Source organism: Anaerosporobacter sp., from assembly GCF_965301125.1.
In genome coordinates this window covers 22,624-44,288 of sequence record NZ_CBDLAM010000004.1, presented here as the reverse complement: position 1 = coordinate 44,288, position 21,665 = coordinate 22,624, and the positions used below count along the sequence as shown (strand labels likewise).

27 protein-coding genes and 1 pseudogene are annotated in these 21,665 nt (G+C 31.6%); 1 reads left to right on the top strand and 27 read right to left on the bottom strand.

What is annotated here, in order from left to right; translation table 11 throughout:
• The 12 genes and pseudogenes from ACW2QF_RS01035 to ACW2QF_RS00980 all read right to left on the bottom strand — a co-directional run.
• A partial coding sequence (locus ACW2QF_RS01035; RefSeq protein ID WP_455714129.1) for an Ig-like domain-containing protein occupies nucleotides 1-1,112 on the bottom strand: 1,112 nt, incomplete at its 3' end.
• Nucleotides 1,113-1,357: 245 nt separating this feature from the next.
• Nucleotides 1,358-2,326: a CFI-box-CTERM domain-containing protein gene (locus ACW2QF_RS01030; protein ID WP_455714128.1), complete on the bottom strand. Its 969-nt coding sequence runs from the start codon at nucleotides 2,324-2,326 to the stop codon at nucleotides 1,358-1,360.
• Nucleotides 2,327-2,376: 50 nt separating this feature from the next.
• The gene (locus ACW2QF_RS01025; RefSeq protein WP_455714127.1) at nucleotides 2,377-2,979 is read right to left on the bottom strand and encodes an undecaprenyl diphosphate synthase family protein; all 603 of its coding nucleotides are present in this window, start codon (nucleotides 2,977-2,979) and stop codon (nucleotides 2,377-2,379) included.
• A gap of 140 nt (nucleotides 2,980-3,119) precedes the next feature.
• Nucleotides 3,120-4,310 (bottom strand): hypothetical protein, encoded by a 1,191-nt coding sequence (locus tag ACW2QF_RS01020; protein WP_455714126.1) that lies wholly within the window; start codon nucleotides 4,308-4,310, stop codon nucleotides 3,120-3,122.
• Nucleotides 4,311-4,481: 171 nt separating this feature from the next.
• Complete coding sequence (gene mltG / locus ACW2QF_RS01015) at nucleotides 4,482-5,813, bottom strand: endolytic transglycosylase MltG (protein ID WP_455714125.1); 1,332 nt, start codon at nucleotides 5,811-5,813, stop codon at nucleotides 4,482-4,484.
• A 293-nt stretch (nucleotides 5,814-6,106) separates the two neighbouring features.
• Nucleotides 6,107-6,196: pseudogene (locus ACW2QF_RS01010) on the bottom strand (YebC/PmpR family DNA-binding transcriptional regulator); the annotation flags it as partial.
• Between the two features lie 199 nt (nucleotides 6,197-6,395).
• Complete coding sequence (locus ACW2QF_RS01005) at nucleotides 6,396-6,542, bottom strand: zinc ribbon-containing protein (RefSeq protein WP_455714124.1); 147 nt, start codon at nucleotides 6,540-6,542, stop codon at nucleotides 6,396-6,398.
• A gap of 99 nt (nucleotides 6,543-6,641) precedes the next feature.
• A complete protein-coding gene (locus ACW2QF_RS01000; RefSeq protein WP_455714123.1) occupies nucleotides 6,642-6,986 on the bottom strand; it encodes a hypothetical protein in 345 nt (114 codons plus the stop codon).
• Nucleotides 6,987-7,074: 88 nt separating this feature from the next.
• Nucleotides 7,075-7,491, bottom strand: a complete 417-nt coding sequence (locus ACW2QF_RS00995; RefSeq protein ID WP_455714122.1) for a hypothetical protein — start codon at nucleotides 7,489-7,491, stop codon at nucleotides 7,075-7,077.
• A gap of 658 nt (nucleotides 7,492-8,149) precedes the next feature.
• Nucleotides 8,150-9,427: a phage portal protein gene (locus ACW2QF_RS00990; RefSeq protein WP_455714121.1), complete on the bottom strand. Its 1,278-nt coding sequence runs from the start codon at nucleotides 9,425-9,427 to the stop codon at nucleotides 8,150-8,152.
• A gap of 67 nt (nucleotides 9,428-9,494) precedes the next feature.
• Complete coding sequence (locus tag ACW2QF_RS00985) at nucleotides 9,495-9,917, bottom strand: hypothetical protein (protein WP_455714120.1); 423 nt, start codon at nucleotides 9,915-9,917, stop codon at nucleotides 9,495-9,497.
• Nucleotides 9,914-10,123, bottom strand: coding sequence for a hypothetical protein (locus ACW2QF_RS00980; protein ID WP_455714119.1), 210 nt, complete (start codon nucleotides 10,121-10,123; stop codon nucleotides 9,914-9,916). Before ACW2QF_RS00980 ends, ACW2QF_RS00985 begins: the two co-directional genes overlap by 4 nt.
• A 174-nt stretch (nucleotides 10,124-10,297) precedes the next feature.
• On the opposite strand from ACW2QF_RS00980, the gene ACW2QF_RS00975 reads away from it, so the two are divergent.
• The gene (locus ACW2QF_RS00975) at nucleotides 10,298-10,507 is read left to right on the top strand and encodes a helix-turn-helix domain-containing protein (RefSeq protein ID WP_455714118.1); all 210 of its coding nucleotides are present in this window, start codon (nucleotides 10,298-10,300) and stop codon (nucleotides 10,505-10,507) included.
• A 137-nt stretch (nucleotides 10,508-10,644) separates the two neighbouring features.
• On the opposite strand, the gene ACW2QF_RS00970 is transcribed toward ACW2QF_RS00975, so the two are convergent.
• From ACW2QF_RS00970 to ACW2QF_RS00900, 15 genes are all read right to left on the bottom strand, one after another.
• The gene (locus ACW2QF_RS00970) at nucleotides 10,645-12,216 is read right to left on the bottom strand and encodes a phage terminase large subunit family protein (protein ID WP_455714117.1); all 1,572 of its coding nucleotides are present in this window, start codon (nucleotides 12,214-12,216) and stop codon (nucleotides 10,645-10,647) included.
• A 3-nt stretch (nucleotides 12,217-12,219) separates the two neighbouring features.
• On the bottom strand, nucleotides 12,220-12,630 hold the full coding sequence (locus ACW2QF_RS00965) for a hypothetical protein (protein WP_455714116.1): 411 nt from the start codon (nucleotides 12,628-12,630) through the stop codon (nucleotides 12,220-12,222).
• The gene (locus tag ACW2QF_RS00960) at nucleotides 12,630-12,926 is read right to left on the bottom strand and encodes a hypothetical protein (protein ID WP_455714115.1); all 297 of its coding nucleotides are present in this window, start codon (nucleotides 12,924-12,926) and stop codon (nucleotides 12,630-12,632) included. The genes ACW2QF_RS00965 and ACW2QF_RS00960 overlap by 1 nt, the downstream gene beginning before the upstream one ends.
• Nucleotides 12,927-12,954: 28 nt before the next feature.
• Nucleotides 12,955-13,158, bottom strand: a complete 204-nt coding sequence (locus tag ACW2QF_RS00955; protein ID WP_455714114.1) for a hypothetical protein — start codon at nucleotides 13,156-13,158, stop codon at nucleotides 12,955-12,957.
• A 260-nt stretch (nucleotides 13,159-13,418) separates the two neighbouring features.
• Nucleotides 13,419-14,489 carry a hypothetical protein gene (locus ACW2QF_RS00950; RefSeq protein ID WP_455714113.1) on the bottom strand — a complete coding sequence of 357 codons (1,071 nt, stop codon included), beginning with the start codon at nucleotides 14,487-14,489 and terminating at the stop codon, nucleotides 13,419-13,421.
• A gap of 104 nt (nucleotides 14,490-14,593) precedes the next feature.
• Nucleotides 14,594-14,962 carry a hypothetical protein gene (locus tag ACW2QF_RS00945; RefSeq protein WP_455714112.1) on the bottom strand — a complete coding sequence of 123 codons (369 nt, stop codon included), beginning with the start codon at nucleotides 14,960-14,962 and terminating at the stop codon, nucleotides 14,594-14,596.
• Nucleotides 14,963-15,051: 89 nt separating this feature from the next.
• Complete coding sequence (locus tag ACW2QF_RS00940) at nucleotides 15,052-15,252, bottom strand: hypothetical protein (RefSeq protein ID WP_455714111.1); 201 nt, start codon at nucleotides 15,250-15,252, stop codon at nucleotides 15,052-15,054.
• Nucleotides 15,230-16,150, bottom strand: coding sequence for a hypothetical protein (locus ACW2QF_RS00935; RefSeq protein ID WP_455714110.1), 921 nt, complete (start codon nucleotides 16,148-16,150; stop codon nucleotides 15,230-15,232). Before ACW2QF_RS00935 ends, ACW2QF_RS00940 begins: the two co-directional genes overlap by 23 nt.
• 75 nt (nucleotides 16,151-16,225) lie before the next feature.
• Nucleotides 16,226-16,489 (bottom strand): helix-turn-helix domain-containing protein, encoded by a 264-nt coding sequence (locus ACW2QF_RS00930; protein ID WP_455714109.1) that lies wholly within the window; start codon nucleotides 16,487-16,489, stop codon nucleotides 16,226-16,228.
• A 67-nt stretch (nucleotides 16,490-16,556) separates the two neighbouring features.
• Nucleotides 16,557-17,390 carry a phage major capsid protein gene (locus ACW2QF_RS00925; protein WP_455714108.1) on the bottom strand — a complete coding sequence of 278 codons (834 nt, stop codon included), beginning with the start codon at nucleotides 17,388-17,390 and terminating at the stop codon, nucleotides 16,557-16,559.
• Nucleotides 17,391-17,409: 19 nt separating this feature from the next.
• Nucleotides 17,410-17,697, bottom strand: coding sequence for a hypothetical protein (locus ACW2QF_RS00920; RefSeq protein ID WP_455714107.1), 288 nt, complete (start codon nucleotides 17,695-17,697; stop codon nucleotides 17,410-17,412).
• A gap of 66 nt (nucleotides 17,698-17,763) precedes the next feature.
• The gene (locus tag ACW2QF_RS00915; RefSeq protein WP_455714106.1) at nucleotides 17,764-18,255 is read right to left on the bottom strand and encodes a capsid assembly scaffolding protein Gp46 family protein; all 492 of its coding nucleotides are present in this window, start codon (nucleotides 18,253-18,255) and stop codon (nucleotides 17,764-17,766) included.
• Between the two features lie 498 nt (nucleotides 18,256-18,753).
• A complete protein-coding gene (locus ACW2QF_RS00910; protein ID WP_455714105.1) occupies nucleotides 18,754-18,900 on the bottom strand; it encodes a hypothetical protein in 147 nt (48 codons plus the stop codon).
• A gap of 216 nt (nucleotides 18,901-19,116) precedes the next feature.
• Complete coding sequence (locus tag ACW2QF_RS00905; protein ID WP_455714104.1) at nucleotides 19,117-20,238, bottom strand: Ig-like domain-containing protein; 1,122 nt, start codon at nucleotides 20,236-20,238, stop codon at nucleotides 19,117-19,119.
• Between the two features lie 587 nt (nucleotides 20,239-20,825).
• A partial coding sequence (locus ACW2QF_RS00900) for a tyrosine-type recombinase/integrase (RefSeq protein WP_455714103.1) occupies nucleotides 20,826-21,665 on the bottom strand: 840 nt, incomplete at its 5' end.

The window sequence follows — 21,665 nt, the reverse complement described above, 5'->3', positions numbered from 1 at the left end:
TGATATGGGTATCCATCATTATATAAATAGTTTTCATTAATGATTTCCTTTTTTCCTGTACCACCATCGCCGATATATGTATTCATATAATATCGACCAGCTTTTGATGAAGATTTAATACTAACCTTATTGGAAACTGTATCCACAGCTAGATCAACCTTATCAGTTGTTTTCATTGTAGCAAGCGCTGCCGTATCAATAACTTCATCACCTTTACGTTGATAAATCTTAAAGTGTAACTCAGAAGCTACTGTGGAGTTAACATAGAACTGATCCCCTATAGTTTGATACGGTTTGAAAACATGTGCATTCTGGTAGTCTGTAATAATTTCCGATGCATCAGTAATCGATTGCGAACTATACCCATGTGGTAATACCAGTACATCAATAGTATCACTAATAACCTTTCCTGAATTGGATTTTGTAACAGCCTTACCTGTTATAGTACAATAACCTGCGCCTTGGGCTGTTATATTCCCTACATTATCCACTTCTGCAACACGGCTGTTAGAGGTTGTCCATGTCATAGCATAATTCACGTTATTGTACGCAAAACTTAAATTACTATTCGTTGGTTTTGTTAGATATGAAGTAGCATATTTCATACCTTGTTTTGTATCTAAAACCAATACTCTATTTTTATCATTTTGCTTAATTGGGAATGCTGCATTGTCTGAAGTATCAATTGTAAAACCTACAAAAATCTCACATGCTAATGTACTAGTCGTTCCATTATTATCATATTGAAGTGTAACTGTAGCTTGCCCTGGTCTTTTAGGCGCAATTTTAATTTGTTTACCACTAATGTTTCCACTACCAATTGTACCAGTTTGCTCTTTAATATCAACTACTTCACCATTATCAGGTGTAACAGTCCATGTAAAATCAACACCAGCTGTTGTATTGTCAGAAGAAGATATTCTTAGGTCAACTTCACCTTCATTCAGTACCAATTCTTTAACAGGCGTTGTAGATGATCCAGAATACAAATTATAACTTCCTGCAGCTTTCGCCACTTTTATCTCAATCCCTTTATCACCAAAGAAAGACATCACGAATGTCAATACTAATGTCAGCGCTAACACCTTTCTAAAGATTTTGTGCATTTTCATGTTTAAATTCCTCCTCTGTCATACTTAATCTTAACACGCTGTAATTCTTTTCGGAAACATCCTTGATTCCAAAAAAGCAGAATAACAGGTAAAAACCTTTGCTTAAACAAATCAAATAAAAGAATTGTATTAACAAAGGACACACTCATAGCTATCTATTTTATCGACTAAATTCCCTAAAAACATTAGCCTTTACATCTATATATTAAGAAAATATTTTGGCAAAATCATGTCAATAATAGAATTTATTGATACAAATAACTCCTTGACAATGTTTTTACCATTTTAACATAGATCTTTTTACACTCGTTTTCTTGTCCCATCTTAATATAATTAAAACAAGGCTCAAGATACTCCTGCCATAAAGACATATAGATTTCATCTTGCTCTTCAAGAACCTTTATTGCATTGACTATGGAAGGCGCTATTTCATAGTATTCTTCAACTAGACTCGTTCCCTCCTCTGTATTAAGAAGATACGAATCCCGAAATGTACGAAATAATTGTAACTCATTACAATCATCTGGTTTACCTAACGATTCACAAACCGCAGTAGTTATGAAACATAACTTCCTTTTCTTGAACCCATCTCTAATCTCTGCATAATCTGCTTTACTAAATTTCTGTAAAGGATAGCGTCTCCCCCATTCCATTGTGATTGAATCCGCAATAGATTCTGCTACCTCTAACCTTGTTTCTCGTATCATAGGAACCATGTAAAGTGCTAGTATAAATCGATTTTCATCAAGCTTCCTTGAATTAGAGCTTTTACCATTTTCAAAACGTTTTATTTTACAGGTAATTTCCATATCATCTAATACTCGTTTTACCCAGACATCAACCAATTGCTGCTCTGTTTCTAATGAATACTCCTGCTTTGATAACTGATTACGATCAATATACGGTAACCTAGCACATGCTTTATCTAAAGCTTGAATAATTGGTAAACACTCATCAAGATAACCTTTGAAAGCATCTTCATATAGATTAGCCTTAAATGATTTCATTAAGTCTAGATGCTTTAGCAAAATATTTGCTCCTTGATTCATAGCAATTTCACATAAGTTTTCATATTCATGACAATTTTCTACTGTTTTATCGACAATATCAATTTCAATTTTCTTCCCACAATACATACAAACACACGTAGTTAAGTTCGTTGGAACCTTTAAAAGCCCCTTACAAAAAGGACAATTCATTTCTTTAAAATCCATCTCATCTTCCTCTCGTTGTTAGGTCAATGGCGTTGTCGCCCTGAGTACTATCACCCGCCTAAAGTGACATCTTGTTTTTGATACCAGTTGATTGCTTCTTCAAAATGTTCATTCCTGTAATCTGGCCACAAATCTTTAACAACATAAAAATCAGCATATACCGACTGAATAGGGAGAAATCCCGACAATCGACACATGCCACCCCAACGAATAATCATATCCATTCTAGATATCTCTTTTGAAGAAAATCCATTACGCAAGTCCCAATCCCAACCATAATTCACCAAGAAATTTACCTTCATCTTAGACTCATCCTCTTCATTTCTCTTGGTATAGGATAATAATTCCTCCGGGAAGAACTTAGACTCCGTATTACCAACAACCAATAAAGATACCGCATCATTCTCAATTAATTTAACTGCATCGATGCAAGCTTGTTGAAATGCTTTGATTTGTTCTTTTGGACGTTTACAGTTATCTACTGTAAATCCATAATACGTAAGCTCTTTAACACCAAATCGCATTGCTTCTTTCATAACCTCTAAGCCTGGATTCAAACCATGTCGATAGCCATCTTTCTTATCCATACTTTGTCCTTTAGCCCATCTTCGATTACCGTCTGGGATTATTCCCACATGTCTAGGAATTCGCATATAATACTCTCCTTAATTATATAAAATATACTTTAAAAATACTACTTATAATTTAGTATTCCTTATTTTTCTATTCCTAGACATGTTAAGCCTTATATTCATTTTATTACTAGTCTATGAATGATTAGGATTCTCTCTTATTACTCCTTGCTTTCTTTATTCTCAAAATAAAACCCATCAAAATCATTTACTGAAAAGCACGCTTCTTCTTCTCTTTCCATCTCTGGGAATGTATATAACTCATTAATATCATCAACCCAACCTAACATATAGGCAGTAATTGGAGAAATCATCTTTACCTCAGCGTTTTCATTGGGCATTAATGTTTCATGATACGTACTTAACATGATCTCATAAGGATACGTATCTATCACATATTCATTGACATCTTCCGGACAAGCACCATCATATAAATCCAAAGCTCCAAACAGATGTAATATTTCATGTGCATAAGTGGCAGGATTCTCATAAACCCCATACTTGCTGGAATCATCAAGATAAATGGTACACATCTCTTCTTTGTTGTAATTCTTATCTTCTAAATAATGAGAATACGTATAGGAGGTCCCCTCATCTTTTAAGAAAAATAAATATCCAACACTATTCGTACCATACTTTTTATTAATAGATTTTATATCAAGATTTTCTTGAATCCATAACTTATTATAACGATAATAATCATATTGATTAGTATCTTCAGTGTCACTTTCCACCGCAAAATCAATTGATTGGTAATATAATAAATCAGATTCTGGATTCATATCATATATGAAATGAATCTGTTTACCATAAATCTCTCCCTGTTTTTCAATCCAAGTAACAGCTTCTTCTAAGGAATCTTTACAATATTTCTTTTCTTCTTCTGTCCATTTATCACCTTTAATATCAACAAAGACAGACACTAATATAGTATCCCCTTCTAAAACCTTGGCGCTTCCTAACTTTAATTCCTCTTCTCTCGCGTTATTCGTATATTCATTATCTTCTTCGATGTTACCAACTTGCTTTGTATCATCTGTTAATTCTTCAGACCAATTTGATTTTTCGCTTTTATCTTGCTGTACAAGAGAAGGGTTGATTTGTATTATTATTATACTAAGAATAAAAACTACTATAACAAAGATTGAAAATGCAGTAAATAGCATTGTCTCTCTTTGTAATTTCTTCTTTTCTTGCTTTAAATCATTTTCTTGTAATGTTTCACTTATTTGCTCATTTACAGAAGTAAATGAATTCTTGTTTTCTAAGTTTTCAGAGGTTAATTGACTTCCGCAATATCTACAGTAGTTTGGTTTACCATTTAATTCTTTCCCACAACGCCTACAATACATATCAATTCCTCCTCATCTATATTAATGATATCATTCTGATATATATCGCAAGAATAGTACATATTACCTATGCAATTATCCTTTAGTAGTACTTGTGTATTATAATAATTGAACGTTAAACATAAAATACTTTATCATAACTTCTTAGTTAACCTCTAAGATCTATTTGACTTAATCTTCTAAAGAATTTAAAAACTCTAGATGCTCTTCATATGTCTCAAAAAAATAATAATTTCCATCATCATCAGAGCAAAAATAAAAGTACTCCGTATCAGCAGGATTCAATGCTGCTTGGATTGCTTTTTTACCAGGGTTTGTAATTGGTCCTTCAGGTAATGCATTACACTTTCTCGTATTGTAATATTGATTATATCGATTAATATCACCTGTGATATATGGCTTTACGTATTTTTCTATATAATTGATTGTAGCATCACATTGTAATTTCATTCCTATATTTAGTCGATTATATAGTACCGATGCAACTTTTGCTCGTTCTTCATCTTTACCAGTCTCTTTTTCAATAATTGATGCAATCGTAATAATCTCGTCAAGAGAATATCCCAACTCTTCTGCACCTGTATAATATTCCTCAGTTAATTTCTTATCCGTATTCGTAAGGATTTTTTTAAGGACATCCACAGGATTACTGTTTCCGTAAAATTCATAGGTATCAGGGTATAGATACCCTTCCAAGGTAAAACAACGATTTTCTTTCTCTAGTTGATTGGCAATACACGTATAGTTCGAGAAATCCGTATTTTGTGCTGCACCAAATAAGGCTTTTTCTGAAGCACATACCCCTTTACTAACAAGGAGTTCAAACACCTGTGCAACTGAATATCCTTCCGGTATAGTAACCTTCTTAACATTACTTGCTGTCTTTTCACTTATGTATTTTACTTTCGTTGCATCTGGTAAGTCACTTACCTTCTTATACGGATTTAATACTATAACACCAGCATACTGACTTGTAGAATAGCCTGCATCTTTTAAAGTTGATTTACTTGAATACAAATGATAACCACTCTTTGCAGAGAGCACATAAGATAAAGCACTTGCCTCTACCATCGCAGCGTTACTTTCCTTATCTAAGTACATCTTATATTTTAATGTAATCTTTTTTGCCTTTGATTTACTACTAGTATAGGTATAAGCAGTCTTACTATCTTTCACGAAAACAATTTTCTTACCAGTCTTGGTGTTTGTTACAGTTGCTTTATTTGTGTTAAAATTATATGTATACTTTATATTCGATAAGTTACTACATGTTTTCCGTAAAGGTAGCATAATATTTGATGATTTTTTTATAATTCTTTGTGTACCTTTCTTGCTATTCCAATCATAGAATGTATATTTTCCTTTTGCATCTCCAATCAGAACACCATATTTACTAGGGCCGCTTGCCTTTGCTTTTGTTAATGAACCATTCATTATACAGCTGCAAAGCATTACCATGACCATAAGCCATGTTATTGTGTAACTAATTTTATTTTTTCTCATTCAATATTCCTTTCTGTAACTTAATAATTACTGTAATCCAATTTATTAGATAAAAGTTTTCTTTACATTTATTATACATCCATACTTTCTATATCTATTATTAAAACTTTCTTAATATTACCATCACAGTCAATGGAAAACTTTCACTATTTAATATAAAATAATCACGAAAGTAAAAAACAATCTCAATCTATTATATGACAATGGTGAAATTTCATATTCACCACTACCACACAATGTTTTGAGATTGTCTCTGTATTGCATTATATTAATTTTAATTAAAGCTTTATTAATTATTCATCCCAGTTATGGTAAACCGCTTGTACATCATCATCTTCATCTAATAAATCTAATGTCTTTTGGAAGTATTTGATGTCTTTTTTTTACTGGGTTTTTTAGCATTTTTGTTCTTTCTCTCAGTTATGACTTTTGCAAAAATTAGTAGTTAATTATTTTCATGTATATCGTAACTGAATCACAACATTTTTCGTAACTGAGCACTAGTATATCATAATCTTATACCAACATCAAGAGCATTAAAAAAGCACCTACCGAAGTGTAAGTGCCTTGTCCGAAAAAATACTATGCTTTAGTAAATTCACCATTATTACATTTAGAGCATGGTGGTAATGTATCAGTTTCATCATCTAAATTTACGTCATTATTACAATTTGTACAAATATATGTACCTTTCCCTGGTTTTTCTCCAGATTTATATGTATTAGCCATTACAATACTCCTTTCTTTTCTATATTCCAACAGTTACTGTTACAGTATAACTCTAAAGTTTAGAATATTATGTCGAAATTAAGGAACATTGTAATTGTTTCATTTCCTTGTATACATCAAACTAAATGGAGAATATTCTTCCTCTATATCTGGTATACTTGCAATCCTATCCTTAATATTTTGAATACGTTCCTGTAGATATTTATAGGCATCAGATGTAGTAGTAAATTCAGTTTCAACCTTACGCATAATATCAACATCATTGGCAACCACTTCTAATATATCAACTACAGTAAATAATAACTCTTTCTGCATTGTGGCTTTATCGTAATCTGGCATGATTATTACATCAAAGCCGTTTTCTTTAAGAAACTGGGTATATTCTCCATCTGCAAGATATTCTTTATTGGATAATTCTAATTTTAACCTTTCTAATATTGTCATGACTCACGCTCCCTTCTGATTATGTGTATCCGTTGTGGACAACAAAAAGGCATCGGATTGACCGGCACCTATTGGATACTATTAATTACTAAAACTTATATTTACATACTCTGCAAACTCTATCTACTTTATTTGTCATAAAACCAGTCAAAGCACTCCAATTTCGTTTTACCATATCGAAATCAGTAGAACCACATTTAGGACATTTAATAGTATAACTCCCAGTTGGTTTATTAGGTTTATTATCTAAAATTTCTACGATATTTTTTGCCTCTACTAAACTAGCATTTGTTAACTCCCTAAATACTTTAATTGCTAGTACTAACTTTTTCTGATTGAGATAATAATATACCTCTGAAATATCATACGTTTGACCATTATATGTATACATATTAATGCTAGTTACTTTATCACTCAACTTACTAATAGGACATCCACAATGAGGACAACTTTCTGCCCTATCTGAAATTTCCCTCCCACATTCTTCACATGCGACTAAAGCCATTTATACACCCTCCTTTTGTTTTATATAGGAATATTTTACCACCATTAAAACAAGAAGTATAGCCAAAAATCAGTTTAGTGGTACGTGGATTCTCACGGACGAAAATTGGACTATGAGATAAATGGGATTTCCTAAGTGATTTAAAAGAACTTAGGTTCAGATTAAACATAAGATTTCTATGTGAAAGTGTTTCACTTAGGTTACACCATATCTTCCTTTGGCTTGGTGGATACATATTTTCTTGGTGGGGTAAAAAGTGATTAGATAAAACGACCTCTTGAGAAAAGGGGTAACGAAATTCCGTTCCCCTTACAAAATTAACTAGTTAAACTATTCGTTAAATTATTGTTTACCGTATAGTTCGTTTTATCCAAACGCCCAACAAACGTGTCAACCATGCACCTTTGAGCGATTCCAATACTACTCCAATTTCCCAATGTATATTATTCTCCTAAAAAATGTATAAAATCTTGCTTTTATACGATATTTATGTATATTTAATTATTGGTTTAAATTCTTAAATCCAGCATTTATCATAAGAATTATAATGCTTTTGCTTATATATTACAAGTATAATGTATAAATATCGAATTATTATACATGTGTATAATATTATTACCTAATTAATAATCATTATCATCTTCCTGTTCTACCCCAACTATAACACCGTTCCTTTTTCACCCTCTAACCTTGTCTTTTCAACGCTTACATCCTTTATTAACTCACTCTTTTCCATGATAGTTTCCACAGAAATAGCACCCATTTCTTGCATTGCTTTCAGATTAGCCACAACTTCATCGGTAGCCACAGGAATACTAAGATTATATTCAATATCAATATCTCCCTCAACCTTAATACCTTGCATACTTAGAATCTGTTTGAACTTCTTAAACCGCTCTTGCATACCAATATTAAGCCACTTCTCTGTTTCTTGTGCTTTAATATTAGCCATATGAAATAGCATTTTCAAAGATACTTCTGATACATTAGCAATATTACCAGTACCCAATACACTAGGAATACAACCAACTTGATTAATCATTTCCTTTATATTATCAAGATATAACTTAATTGTATTGTAATCCATCATAGTAGATACTACTTTATAATCACCATTATCAAGATTTAATACATAACCTGTAGCATCAGCAGGAATAGTATTTTCTATTCTTTGACCAATTGCAACTGGCATTGGATTCAAACTATTCACATAAATAGCATCACCCATCTTAGAAAGGATATCTTCTAATTCATCTAATAACGGTTTAATATCAACCAATAAACTTTCTCCAAAATGATAATCACTATCATTAAAGTTATGGTAATGTATAGGCAATCCACACACATTGATCTTACTTTCAATTAAAGTTTCGTTACCACCATCATTACTCCAGCATTCTACATAGTTAGGATAATACACGTTGTAATAACTAATACTGGAATAGATATCCGTCCAATGTTCAATAAAAGCAATATAATTTCCCATATCATCATATACAGGATAACCATCAGCACTATCAAGTACCTTACTTTTAATCTTATTCCCGTCCATATATACAACTTCATAAGCATCACTAAATTTATTAACTCTGTCTAATATTTGATAATCAATGGTATTGTATAATCCCAACTTATATATATCATTAAAATTCTTTTTTATTTCTGCGTCACCAGTTAATGAAACTGGTTTACCTAATAAATATGTATTATGAAAATTCAATACTGTTTTCGCATAATTAATGATCGTCTTTCTTGTAATCAATTCTTTTCCTTTATAGGTAGCATCTTCTTTCAATAGAATCTTATGCTGCCCAGATAGATAATCTCTATTGGCAATTACATTTGCAATTCTATGTTTATGATATCCCTTATTAACCTCTTCTACAAACCATTTAGAAGGATTGTCAAAGGTCATTTTATATTCTTCTATATTCATATAATTTCCTTTCTTTTATCATCAAAAAAGGACACCCATAATTGAGTGTCCAATAAATCGTCAAGGATTAATAGTGTATTCTAATAAAACCATCATCAAAACTAATTGTTATATAATTAAAACATGATTGGTGTCCGATATCTAATATATTTTCTTCTAGAAATCCAGACAATACACAATTGCCAACCTCTTCGGGTATACAGTTTCCACTTTTTATTCCGCCGAAGACCATTCCATCTTCGCATTCTAAAGTAAGATTTTCAACTTCATATATCCGTGGTTTATATGGCTCTGGTTTTCCTTGTGGAAAATATTCCAGTACTTTATATTTATGAGGTTTATGCAGCAACGATAAATCATCCAAAAATTCAATAGTTCCATATAAATTGTCTTCAATTCGTTGACGTTCCATTTCCTTAGTAATTCCAAATTCTTCTCCAAACAGATATTCCTTTTCCTTTTCAAATTCATTACATAAGATTTTACTCACAATACTTGTCCTCCATATTTTTCCTTTTTTGTATTAATGGCTACAATTGCATCTGTTACATCATTGAACTCTTGCCCTTGAAACTCTACACTATCTATAACATATGCCATGCTATCCCCTCGTGTTGGACAAGCCGCCTTTAATGTACAGATGTCATATCCTTTGTGACTGTATACTATTGCATATCTGTTAGATAGTAACGTCACACTCTCACCTCTATTCTTGTTTTGGATTGTATGTTGCTTATGTATGTATTATACACCTTATTTCGTGTATATGTAACTGTTATATTAACCAAAAACATACACACTTTTTCGTGTATAATGTACATTATAGTTCGTGTATAAAAATGATATACTATAAAGTACGGAGGTGATAAATTGCCATTAATATATAAAATAAATGTCCTAGACAACTTAAAAAATCAAGGATATACAACTTATAAACTTAGAAAAGATAAAATATTAGCAGAATCAACTATACAAAAATTAAGAAAAGGTGAACCGATATCTTGGGAAAATATCGAAACTTTATGTAAGTTACTCGATTGCCAACCAGGTGACATCATGGAATATACAGAAGAAAAATGATATATATATCAATTTTTAAGACACTTTATTTAAGAACCCTTATAAGTTATCACTTAAGTGGTTTAAATTGAAATTTGCCTCTAAATAGTGCATTTTACCCTATGGATAACCTTTTATACCATATGGACTAAAACCTATTAAAATGGATACCATACACCATTCTTCATACCTACAATAGATAGACATAGAGCCATAACTAAATCATCATGTGATCCAATTATCGCTCCCATACTTCCATTATCATTAGCAATGAATACCTTCATTTCTTCTAAGAGTTCTCTACTTTTAACTTGTATCATTCCCTTTTCAAACCATTCTCTAGCATCATTAACGATAATACTCTTTGTTTTATTATTGGTATCAAAACCAACCTTCCAAATAGCACGATTAAATTCATCATAGGTCTTATATTTTGTCATGTTCATATACTTCTTATCATGTCGCAATCTCTCAATGACAGAATGACCGCCACTTGCTTTTTCAACCGTAATTAACGCTTTATTATAATATCTTCCTAATGAATCAATAACATCTGCTAATTGATATGGCTTTGTCTGGTTATTCTTAAACTCTGCTACCTGTTCCCCATCTTTATTAAGCACAATGGCAGTAGAATAATCTTGTCCTATTCCTTCGCTACAATCGACACCTATATAGTATCTTTCCCCAACTTTGGGGATACCCCATATCTTTAATGACTTGCCATAATATGTTTGCAAAATGGACGGTAAACCTATTATTTTTCCCTTAGATATAGGTATAATCTTATCTTGTACAATTCCTGTAACAAAACGATCAATCTTCTTGGTATCAAATAATTGAGCACCAGAAGTAAGAAAGCAATCTGCATCCGTAGTAGGATATTCTACATTAAAGGCATCTTTTCCATCTGTAGAAATCTTCTTTCTTCTCCATGCCAACTGATTCAAGGTTGCTCTATTTGACTTTAAAGTCAATTCGTCCTCGTCCAAATCATCATCTAATAATTCTTTTCCATTTCTTGCTTTATACTCAACCATAGCAGATTCATACTGTGACTTGAATAACTCTTTCCCATTAATCCAGTTAAAGAAAAACGATTTATAGGAGTTCTCATTGTTCTTTGCCTGATAATATACCTCACTATATTTATTAAAGCCATTAGCAGTAGATTCAATAATAATCTTACCAGTATCAGATACCGCTTGAGATAATGCATTTAATTGTTTCTCTGCATTTTTCCAATAAGCAAACTCTGATAAGTGGATAATTCCATTTAAGGTATCACCTCTACCAATTTCTTTGTTTCCGGCAGTAAGACAAGTAATTTTACTACCATTGGTAAACTTTAATTCTTGTCTGTTATTGGTTAATAATTCTGGCTTGATAAACTCTGGCAGGGAATTGAACTGTTGTTTCAACTTATCAAAAATCGTATTGGTACTTGATTGATTATGAGATACCAAAAAGCAAGTAGTATTATCTTGTACGACACAAGCACGAATAGAAAGAGCCACCGTAACTGACGATAGCCCTAATTGTCTTGATTTTAATATAATATTTTCCTTATGCATATTCTGCACAAATTCTCTTTGCTCTGGTGTTAATATGAATGGTACAATCTTACCCGATTTATCAGCAATCTTAATAAATGTTTGTATCCAATCAACGGTATTTTCATCTTGCCAAAGGAATTTTAATTTTTCTTTTGTTTCCTTACTGATAGCCATTAATTACACCTTACCTTTCAGAGCAGGTATATTTACATCTTTCATAAAATCTTCTATATCATCTTGTGATTCATCAAAGAAAGAACTATTAGAGAAGTTCTCAATCCACTTGGCAGCGTTGACATCCCCACCTAATGCCTTTTCATACATTGCATCATACAATTTCATAAGATTAAACTTCTTCATATGTTTCATGTATACTTGTAATGCCTCTTGAGAATCTTCCCTTGTCAACCAATCCATACACTCCTCAGGAGATGTTTTATTAACAAAGTTGGGTTCATAAGGCATTAAGTCCTTAAAATCACATCTATTGTCCTCTGATGTCTTATACCATATAATGAAACGAGCAATATATTTAGGCACGATCTTTTCTAATTTCTGCTGAATTGATTCACATCTTAATTGTCCCATTACCTATCCCTTCCTTCTCTCACATCATTCACATAAGAAACTACTAAAGAAATATATCTAGTTGTAAATAAACTAATCTGTTTCCATAAATATTTTTCTTGTTTTTCCTTAAAATCTTCTGGTAAGAACTCACAATGAGTTACATAATCGTATTGTCCCCATAGGTAATCAATTTCCCTCTGTAATTCATCTTTGTTTAATTCCAAATATGTTTTACTATGTAAATTCATCATTGTATTGTCAATCTTATTTCTAACTAATGCACCATTGTTTTCTTTTACTGTATAATTTTCCATATTAAATCCCCACTTTCTGTTGTATGCTTTATTTGAATGTTATATTGATAACTTGGTTCTTAAAATAAATTCTGTTAGCAATCTGAATATATTGCTTTTTATCGTCAGTAATATCCTTCATAATATCTGAATATTGTCCTCTTGATACTTTTAAGGTATCAGTACTTTTTATTGTTTCAATTATTAAATCAACTGCTTTTTCACCATTTAAATAACTATCCATTATATTCATATTAAATCCTCTCTTTCTGTGTGTTAGTTGTTCACATTATTGTACAGCCGAATTTTCGGTTCTAAATTAGTTGCTTATCTGATAAGCCACATAATAATTCATTACACGTTCTTGCAAATTACTGTATATTGATATGGTATATCGCTAGGAATACCATATTTCTGTTTATTATCCTTACTGGCTCTTACCTTTACTAAATCATATGTATCAAGAATCTCTTTGATAGATTTCTTCCATTGCGTTTCAATCTTGTTATTAGTTTAAATATCTTTTTCCAATATGTAACCTCTATTCTCAATGGTTTCAAGTACCTTATCAGCAATCTTCAAAGTTGCCTTATCTGATTTATGACTTGTACCTTTTTTATTCTCATACTTATATTGAGGAAATGTCTTATCTGCGATTTCAGTTCCGAAAGTTCTCAATACATATTCTCTGCTCAAACCTTTTAGAGAAATATTATTCTCTTTCATGGTGATAGCAATCTTTTCACTATCCTTAAACTGTTTAAATCCATATTCGCCAAACTGATAGAAATTAGTCAATTTCTTGAATCCATATTTAGCACTGATATGTTTCGCTTTATTCAATTCATCTGTTGGAATTTCTGATAATTGGACTTTATCGAGCATATTTAGAAGGGTAAAAAGAATAATGGATTGTGATAATCTTGTCTTATCTTTAATTTCACACACATCCATTAGAGTATTGTAACTAGCAAAGAACAAAGGTTTTCCATCAACCTGTAAATCTTCATTTACGTACTGGGTAAAATGTATTAGCATCTTTTGTAAGTGTAATTTTCTTGTACGAATCATCTTATTCAATTCTGGGAATGTTTCCTTAAAATCTGTTGTATCAAGATAATTAGCACAATCAATTAATAACTGTTTCTGTTGTAGAGTCCAGTCAGATTGAACCAATTCTATATCATATACATTCTTAATGAAATTGATTGCTTCACTATGAGTACAGTTTGCTAATTCTTCAGTAATAGTAGTGATAGTTCTTGCTGAATTACAACCAAAGCATTTATAAATCGGTGTACCATCATCTGTATAATAAATATGTGCTGAAGGTGTATTGTCTTGATGATCTGGTAAGATACAATTAACTGTATTATCAAATATCCCTAGATACTCACCTAAATCTATGTGATTAATGAATGTGTATAAATCTTTCTCACTTTTCACGATAGTTGGAGAACTGAAATGTAATACTAATAAAGAAGATATTAATAATCTTCTTCTATCAGTATTGGTTTTCAGTTTACCAATCAAAACCCTTAATCTATCTACATTCAAGGACTTTATAGCATCAATATTCTCCATATAATTCATATCTATAGGTGAACTATTTACCTTTAAATTCTCTTTTTTTTTACTCTTTACAACTCTCTGTACTGACTTCTCATACTCATCCTTGTAATACTTCTCTATAATCTCATTAGCATTGATTCTAATATCATAATTTGGTTGAATTGGTTCTTTACCATTACCACCAAAAAATATTCTAGTGCAATCAAATGTAACCTTATCTGATTTATTAAAAGGTCAAAATCAAGCATAAATACTTGTTGCTGCATCCAATCATTAGATTTACTTCCATTAAGTAAGGCCGGTTTGCAAGTCATTCCATTACATAATCCTATTGCTAAATCTTCTATATCTGTTTCTTTCTGACTAAGTAATGGTGCATGGTATACTCCATCTTTTTTAGATGTATATCCTTGAATCTTTACAATATCAAAACCACTAGGTTTCTTACTATATTTTGTTGTATCTAACATTAATTTCACGTTCATTTAATATCTCCTTATGTGTTTTTTGGCAATAAAAAAAGGCATCTTTTAAAAAGACACCTTTAGGCAATTTGTTGTGTACCTTACTCACATCATTCTGCTAATTCTTTGTAAGCAATCTCATGTAATACCTTCTCAATGTTATTTTCTCTACGAAATACAAATACTGACTTGATTTTATTGGTTCTGTCTGCCTTTACATCAATAATTGTGTAACCTCTTCTTAATAATTCCCTTGCTACATGACCAGCAAATACTACGATTGCATCTCTATTTTCGTTTGTGTATGTCATTTTCATTCTCCTTCACGATTTCTTCTGAATAACATAAAAAATCCTTCTTGGTTAATGCAACGCAAAAAGGATTTCCTACAATGTCTATTAAATTTTTAGTTCCTGTAATTGGTACCTGTATATCTTGAAATAATTTATGTAACTTGAATTTCTTTTCTGGCAATTCGCACCATATACCTGTTTCGATTAATTCTATATTCATAGCAAGTAAATTTATATCCGTACTTAGGACACCTTTATTTGATTTAATCTTTCCATTTAGTTTATATTTTTTCATAATATGCACAAACTCATATTTCTTGTGTCTTTGTTGGCACTCATATAATTCATTAAGTCCTAGCACATTACAAAGATAATATTTGTTCATTTGATTAAAATAGGAATAATTGCTGAAATAACTGACATAAGACGCATCAATTGTTAGAAGTATCATCTTACCTTCCTCTGATTCTGGAATTGGTAGATCATACAAAGACCATAATAATAATACTGTTGATAGATTATATTTGCTTGAATAGTTTGCACCAGTTACATTTTTGAACTGGTTAGGATTAATACATTCATCGTTCCACTTATCTGTGGATTTAATTCTTGTTACATGATTGTCAAAGCATTTTCCGTTTTGTAATGCAAGGTCTACACCGACCGCTTCGTTTGTTGCACTACTGGTTATACCCAAATAATCTATTGATTTGTTGGAATCTGCTTTAAATAAAAATACTTGCTCTATTTCCCATTGTTTGACTTTCTTTAGAATTGCACATGATAATAAACTATCTATATCATCCGTTAAAATCAAATCATATTTCTTATTATCCTCGTACCATTTTGGTAATTGTTTCTTGTATTCTATATTCATCATAATCTCTATGAATAAGGGAATCTCTTCCCCAATCATAAAGATAGATGAACTTGCTATGAGTATTTAATTCCCTCATTCAAATTCACCCGACCTTTCTAGTAATATCCACTATTATTTTGACTTCACTGTCTTTTTTGAAACTGTTTGTTTCTTCTCATTCGCAACTTTTGGCGATTGAACTTTTTCTTTCTTCACTGGTTTAAGATTACCATATATACATTGTAACCATTTATCATATACTTCTTGGCTTGGTGCTAGTCCTTCATTTTCTACCTTGCCTATCCAACGTTCTGATACACCAATACTTTCAGCAATATAGACCTGTGAATACCCTTTTAATATCCTAAGATATTGTAATTTCTTACCTGTAAGCATTGTTTACACCCTTTCTATAAAGCAAAGGAATCCCCAATTGGGGACACCCTCACTATATTTACATTATTTAGGCAATAGTTTTTCTAACTACAACCACTCCATCATCAGCAAGAAGTTTTACTGCGTAGATCATGTCAGAAAAGATAGTAGAACGTTTATAATCTGGCTCTCTCTTTTCCTCTGTATTAATATCTCTCTTGGTCATATAACCTAAAGAATTTTTCTTGATGATAAATGTAATACATTCTTGAGAAATTGCATCATACGTACCTTTATCAGTCATAAGAACTGGAATACCCAAAAAATAACCAACAATACCACCACTAACAATGCCATTGCCTTGTGTATTGTATGTTTTCTCTACAGACGTAAATTCTGGCATTCCAATAAAAGATGGAAGTAATAGAGAATTGATTACAATACCAGCGAAATCTTCAGTATCCCTTTCATCTCCATACAATGTAAGTGCTGTTAATAGCTCTGCTCCAGTAATTGCTTTTGCTCCAACTGTTGCAGATTTTAATGGAGAAGTAAGTGCCTCTGTAATTAGATCATCATCTAATTTTCTTGCAATAACCTTTCCATGTTGCTCCGCTGCTTCATTGACTGCATTACCTATCATTGTAATATTATCCATATCATAAATCTGTGTTCCTTTTGGTGCTACCATCTTAATTGTTGCAGTGCTAGAATCTTGATCTAAACCTTCTGTTCCAATAGCAGTACCTTTTACAACATCTTCTGCATCAGAAAGCAATTTCCATTTTGGAAATGTAACTGTTTCTCCTACTGTAGTGTTAGACAGATAACCTAAATTAACTGCAAGATTACCTACCTTTATTTTTCCTTCAAATTTTTCTCTTACTAATGGTGCATATACCATAGGTTTAATTAATGCCATATTATTTTACCTCTTTCTTTCAATTGTTTGTTTTCGTTACACTTTTAATCTCTGCAACGTCATTTTTAATAGTATCTAAATCTGATTTATAGGCATTTAATACCGATACAAATTCAGAGTTAGTTCTTGATAATGCATCATTTTGTACCTGTGCATTACCGATTACTTCATACAACTTGTTTTCCCTTATTTCATTCTGCTCTTGGGATTTAGTCCATAATTTCCATATAAACCAACCTAGAGCAATTACCATTACAATGGGGAATCCTAGTGTAGAAATAAGTGTTTGAATTGAATCTAAATCCATTTATCAATCACACCATTCCTTTCTTTTGGACATAAAAAAAGACCACCCTATTAAAGGGAAGTCACATTAATTTGCTAGTGCCTTGTAAAGTGTAGGATTCGTTTCATAAAGTTTTGCACGTTCTGCATAAGACATTTTGGAAAACTGTTCTTTGGTGATTCCTTCACTTTTGGTATGGCTTGATGGTTTATATCCATTGCTAAGAAAAAAGTTGTTTAGAGTACCACCCAACTCTTCAATAGTAGAATCTACATCATCACCCACGCTAATATATTTTGCTAAATCAGAAGGCAAACCTTTTGCTTGAAGTTTTTCCTTTACTGCATAAGATTTTTCTTTATTAGCAATTTCCTGTTCCTTTAATTCTAATGCTTTCAATCGTTTATCCATAGATTTCTCAGAATCCGATCTCTCTATTGGCTTATATTGGTTCAATTCATCCTTGAGTTCTTTCATCTCTGTACTATATTTAGTACGGACTTTATCGCCCTCACTTTGAAGTGCCTTGTTTACGATTGCCATTTGTTCCTCTGTTAAATTTAATTCTTGTAACTCCATAGTTACCATCCTTTCCTAGTTGCTTATCATTTGCCCTCATATGAGTTCATTGAATTGCCCCTATATGTATTGTGTATTGTATCTATAAAAAGCGACCTAACAATTGTTTAGGTCACTGATTACCATTAAAAAATTATTTTAAAAAAGTATTGACAGAATATGTTTAGTTAGTATATGATATAAGTGAATAATAATGCTTATACATCGAATAAAAAAATAGAATAGCAGACAGTCCATGACATTTCATCTATGAACCATCTGCTTATAAAACAGTATAGTAGTTATTGTTTATTATATATTTTATGTTAATAGCAAAGTATTGGGGACGAAAGCAAATCGCATCCTCTAATCTTATATTACCTTTTTGCCAGTCCCCTTTATGTCGTTTTCTCAAAATCGCTGCAACCCTTGTAAACACTGGGTTTGAGTCACTTTTTGATAAAAAATATTTCGAACAAAATAGCCGTAAACCCAGTAAAATCAATGGTTTGCGAGGTTTTAACTTTGAAATGAACTTGGTTGAATTTTATTTCTTCGTTGCTCATACATTAGCTTATTATGTAATTTTCTTTCAATTTTCTCACATTCATCACACCTGATTCTTCTTGAAGATGCATCTGCCTCAAACTCTTTATCACAAGACATTCCATTTACACCAATACATTTAATCGTCTTTGTACCTATTGGTTGATATCGTTAATATCTCTTCTCTATCCATATAACGTATTAGACGGAGATTACGTAAAACCCAGCAGAATCAGTGAGTTGGGAAGATTTATAAATCGAACATGCTTACCGTTACATTTTATCATCCAGCATCAAGCATAACTTCAAATGTACCAGTAGCCAAATTATTTTTATTTAAACCTCAATTGTCACAACAATACTTTTTGAATATAAAATATCCTCAACTGTTGTGTCGCAAATAATCGTAAATGTATTTCCTATAATATTAAGGTCATCATCTTTAACTACAATATTACACTTATATGTTGATGGATACGTAATAGTAAAATTTGAGGAATCCATACCGTTCCAATCAAATGACCAAACTGGTGTAAAATCAACAGTCAAACCATCCTTATCAACCATAGATGCTGTAAAATTTCTTCCATTCGGATTCCCCATGTAAACTGTATTCGTTGAACTAGCACATACTAAATCAAAGGTATAAGGTAGTTCTATAACTTCAGTAACTACCGTGAATACAACCGTATCGCTTAACTTCTGATTTACCCATATACCAGTAATGGTAACTGTACCTTCAGCCAAAAATGATACAAGGCCAGTACTGTCAACCGTTGCGACTAATTCATCAGATGATGTAAATGTAAAGGTTTGACCTTCCACTGTGTCACCGTTGTTTTGTGCAATAATAGATAGTGTGGTACTTGATCCTATTTCTACATTTGTGTTGTCTGTAATAATATCAAATGTATAAGAATCTACTGGTTTTACTCCTCTTTCAATAATGATGTGTGATATACCATTTCTATAATATTGGCTTACAACATCATAATACCCACCAATGATATTAATCGTATTGTTATTTATTAGAATATTCATTGTGCTTTCTGTTACTTCTGTTAAAATTTCCCCTGTACCATCTTGGGTAGTGATTACAGTACCTTTTATTATTCCTGGAGAAGATAGTTCGCTTATGTATGCTGGTATTCTACAAACACCTGAATTTGTTTTGACAGGTAAAAGTAAATTACATTCTAATAACGCTGACTTATAGTATGTATCATTCTCAATTGATTCTTGACTTAATGTAAGATATTGTTTACCACCATAGGTAAGTAATTGACCTTGCTTAATTGGTGCTGTAATCTCGTAGAATAACGTGATATGATTATCTACATTGTTATGGTCGTTATTCTTTCTGAAAAGGCATTTTACCGATTCAGATGTATAATATGTAGTGATATATTTCCCTTCTCTTTTAAGGGAATCACTGAATTGTTTTTGTAATGTATTCATTATACTTCCTTTCTCCCTCATATAGCACACGAATTTAACATACCTTAAATCGTTGAAAACTCTGGGTTTTATCAAATTTCGTTCGCCCGTTTTTGAACAAAATTTGATAGAAATTTATCTTTCCCTATAGCCGAACGAGCGAAAAATGGCTATAACCCTTGTAAACACTGGGTTTGCGAGCATTTTTAACTGAATATTTTTGCATAAAAATACCTAAAACCCAGTAAAATCAATGGTTTGTAAGGGTTTAACTTTGAAAAGAACTTGGTTGAATTTTTGCTTTTCTTTGTTCATACATCAGTTTGTTATGCATTCTTCTTTCTTCTTTTTCACAATTCTCACATCTAATTCTTCTCGAAGATGCATCCACCTCAACTTCTTTATCACAATCAACACATTTAATTGTCTTTACGCCGATTGGTTGATATGTATTCTCTATCCATATAACGTATTCGACGAAGATTGCGTAAAACCCAGTAGAATCAATGAGTTGGGAAGATTTACAAAACGAACATGCTATTTTCTTTTGTTTTTAGCCAATAAAAGCCACTCTATCTACATAAGTAAAATAAAGTGACTTCTTGCGTTTATAGGTTCATTAATGGACTTGTTTTTGCTCCCATAATCAAAGTGGATTCATCTTCCATAGATTGCAGATATCTTTTTGTAATATCAATCTTAGAGTGTCCTAATAATCTTGATACGGTAAATAGATCACAACCATTCTTTAATTGTGTTTGAGCATAATAATGCCTACAAGTATGAGGTGATATTCTAATTTCTTTTCTAACATTGCAATTTTCACCACAATCCCCAACAACTCGTTCTACTGTTTCTAGAGTAAGTTTCTTTCCTTTTTGAGATAGGAACAAATATTCTGTATCATAATTAAACTTATCCTTAATATATCCTTCTCTTATCCTCATATAGCGAATCAAATATTTATTCAGAAAAGCAGTAATTGGTACATGGCGAACTTTTTTTCCTTTACCAAGAATATGAATGTATGTTTCCCTTATATCTGATAATTGTAAACTACACAATTCATTGTTTCTTATTCCAGTATCAAATAACATAACCATAATGAGTTGATTACGAACATCAAGAAATCTTGAACCAGTATAATATCGAACCATTCTTTTTACCTCATCATTGGTAAAAGTGTTAATCAATGTAATTGGTTCTTTTTGCCTACGAATCTTATCCATAGGATTCTTATAGATATATCCCTCTCTAAGACAGTAAACAAAATAAGAACGAAAGCACTTGATTAAGCCATTAATATAAGATTCTTTTAGATTATTTTTCGTCAAATATTCCAGATAACCACGAATAGCAATATGATTGGTTTCCTCTAATTCGGTGATACCATATTCCTGATTAATAAACTGAAACATCTTTAAATTGTTGTTCTTATAACTTTTCAA

Excerpts from the sequence above, each read along its gene's own strand:
- ACW2QF_RS01030 (WP_455714128.1), bottom strand. The coding sequence starts at position 2,326 with ATGGATTTTAAAGAAATGAATTGTCCTTTTTGTAAGGGGCTTTTAAAG.
- ACW2QF_RS01025 (WP_455714127.1), bottom strand. The coding sequence starts at position 2,979 with ATGCGAATTCCTAGACATGTGGGAATAATCCCAGACGGTAATCGAAGA.
- ACW2QF_RS01020 (WP_455714126.1), bottom strand. The coding sequence starts at position 4,310 with ATGTATTGTAGGCGTTGTGGGAAAGAATTAAATGGTAAACCAAACTAC.
- mltG (WP_455714125.1), bottom strand. The coding sequence starts at position 5,813 with ATGAGAAAAAATAAAATTAGTTACACAATAACATGGCTTATGGTCATG.
- ACW2QF_RS01005 (WP_455714124.1), bottom strand. The coding sequence starts at position 6,542 with ATGGCTAATACATATAAATCTGGAGAAAAACCAGGGAAAGGTACATAT.
- ACW2QF_RS01000 (WP_455714123.1), bottom strand. The coding sequence starts at position 6,986 with ATGACAATATTAGAAAGGTTAAAATTAGAATTATCCAATAAAGAATAT.
- ACW2QF_RS00995 (WP_455714122.1), bottom strand. The coding sequence starts at position 7,491 with ATGGCTTTAGTCGCATGTGAAGAATGTGGGAGGGAAATTTCAGATAGG.
- ACW2QF_RS00990 (WP_455714121.1), bottom strand. The coding sequence starts at position 9,427 with ATGAATATAGAAGAATATAAAATGACCTTTGACAATCCTTCTAAATGG.
- ACW2QF_RS00970 (WP_455714117.1), bottom strand. The coding sequence starts at position 12,216 with ATGGCTATCAGTAAGGAAACAAAAGAAAAATTAAAATTCCTTTGGCAA.
- ACW2QF_RS00965 (WP_455714116.1), bottom strand. The coding sequence starts at position 12,630 with ATGGGACAATTAAGATGTGAATCAATTCAGCAGAAATTAGAAAAGATC.
- ACW2QF_RS00960 (WP_455714115.1), bottom strand. The coding sequence starts at position 12,926 with ATGGAAAATTATACAGTAAAAGAAAACAATGGTGCATTAGTTAGAAAT.
- ACW2QF_RS00955 (WP_455714114.1), bottom strand. The coding sequence starts at position 13,158 with ATGAATATAATGGATAGTTATTTAAATGGTGAAAAAGCAGTTGATTTA.
- ACW2QF_RS00950 (WP_455714113.1), bottom strand. The coding sequence starts at position 14,489 with ATGGAGAATATTGATGCTATAAAGTCCTTGAATGTAGATAGATTAAGG.
- ACW2QF_RS00945 (WP_455714112.1), bottom strand. The coding sequence starts at position 14,962 with ATGAACGTGAAATTAATGTTAGATACAACAAAATATAGTAAGAAACCT.
- ACW2QF_RS00940 (WP_455714111.1), bottom strand. The coding sequence starts at position 15,252 with ATGACATACACAAACGAAAATAGAGATGCAATCGTAGTATTTGCTGGT.
- ACW2QF_RS00935 (WP_455714110.1), bottom strand. The coding sequence starts at position 16,150 with ATGATTGGGGAAGAGATTCCCTTATTCATAGAGATTATGATGAATATA.
- ACW2QF_RS00930 (WP_455714109.1), bottom strand. The coding sequence starts at position 16,489 with ATGCTTACAGGTAAGAAATTACAATATCTTAGGATATTAAAAGGGTAT.
- ACW2QF_RS00925 (WP_455714108.1), bottom strand. The coding sequence starts at position 17,390 with ATGGCATTAATTAAACCTATGGTATATGCACCATTAGTAAGAGAAAAA.
- ACW2QF_RS00920 (WP_455714107.1), bottom strand. The coding sequence starts at position 17,697 with ATGGATTTAGATTCAATTCAAACACTTATTTCTACACTAGGATTCCCC.
- ACW2QF_RS00915 (WP_455714106.1), bottom strand. The coding sequence starts at position 18,255 with ATGGAGTTACAAGAATTAAATTTAACAGAGGAACAAATGGCAATCGTA.
- ACW2QF_RS00910 (WP_455714105.1), bottom strand. The coding sequence starts at position 18,900 with ATGTCTTGTGATAAAGAGTTTGAGGCAGATGCATCTTCAAGAAGAATC.
- ACW2QF_RS00905 (WP_455714104.1), bottom strand. The coding sequence starts at position 20,238 with ATGAATACATTACAAAAACAATTCAGTGATTCCCTTAAAAGAGAAGGG.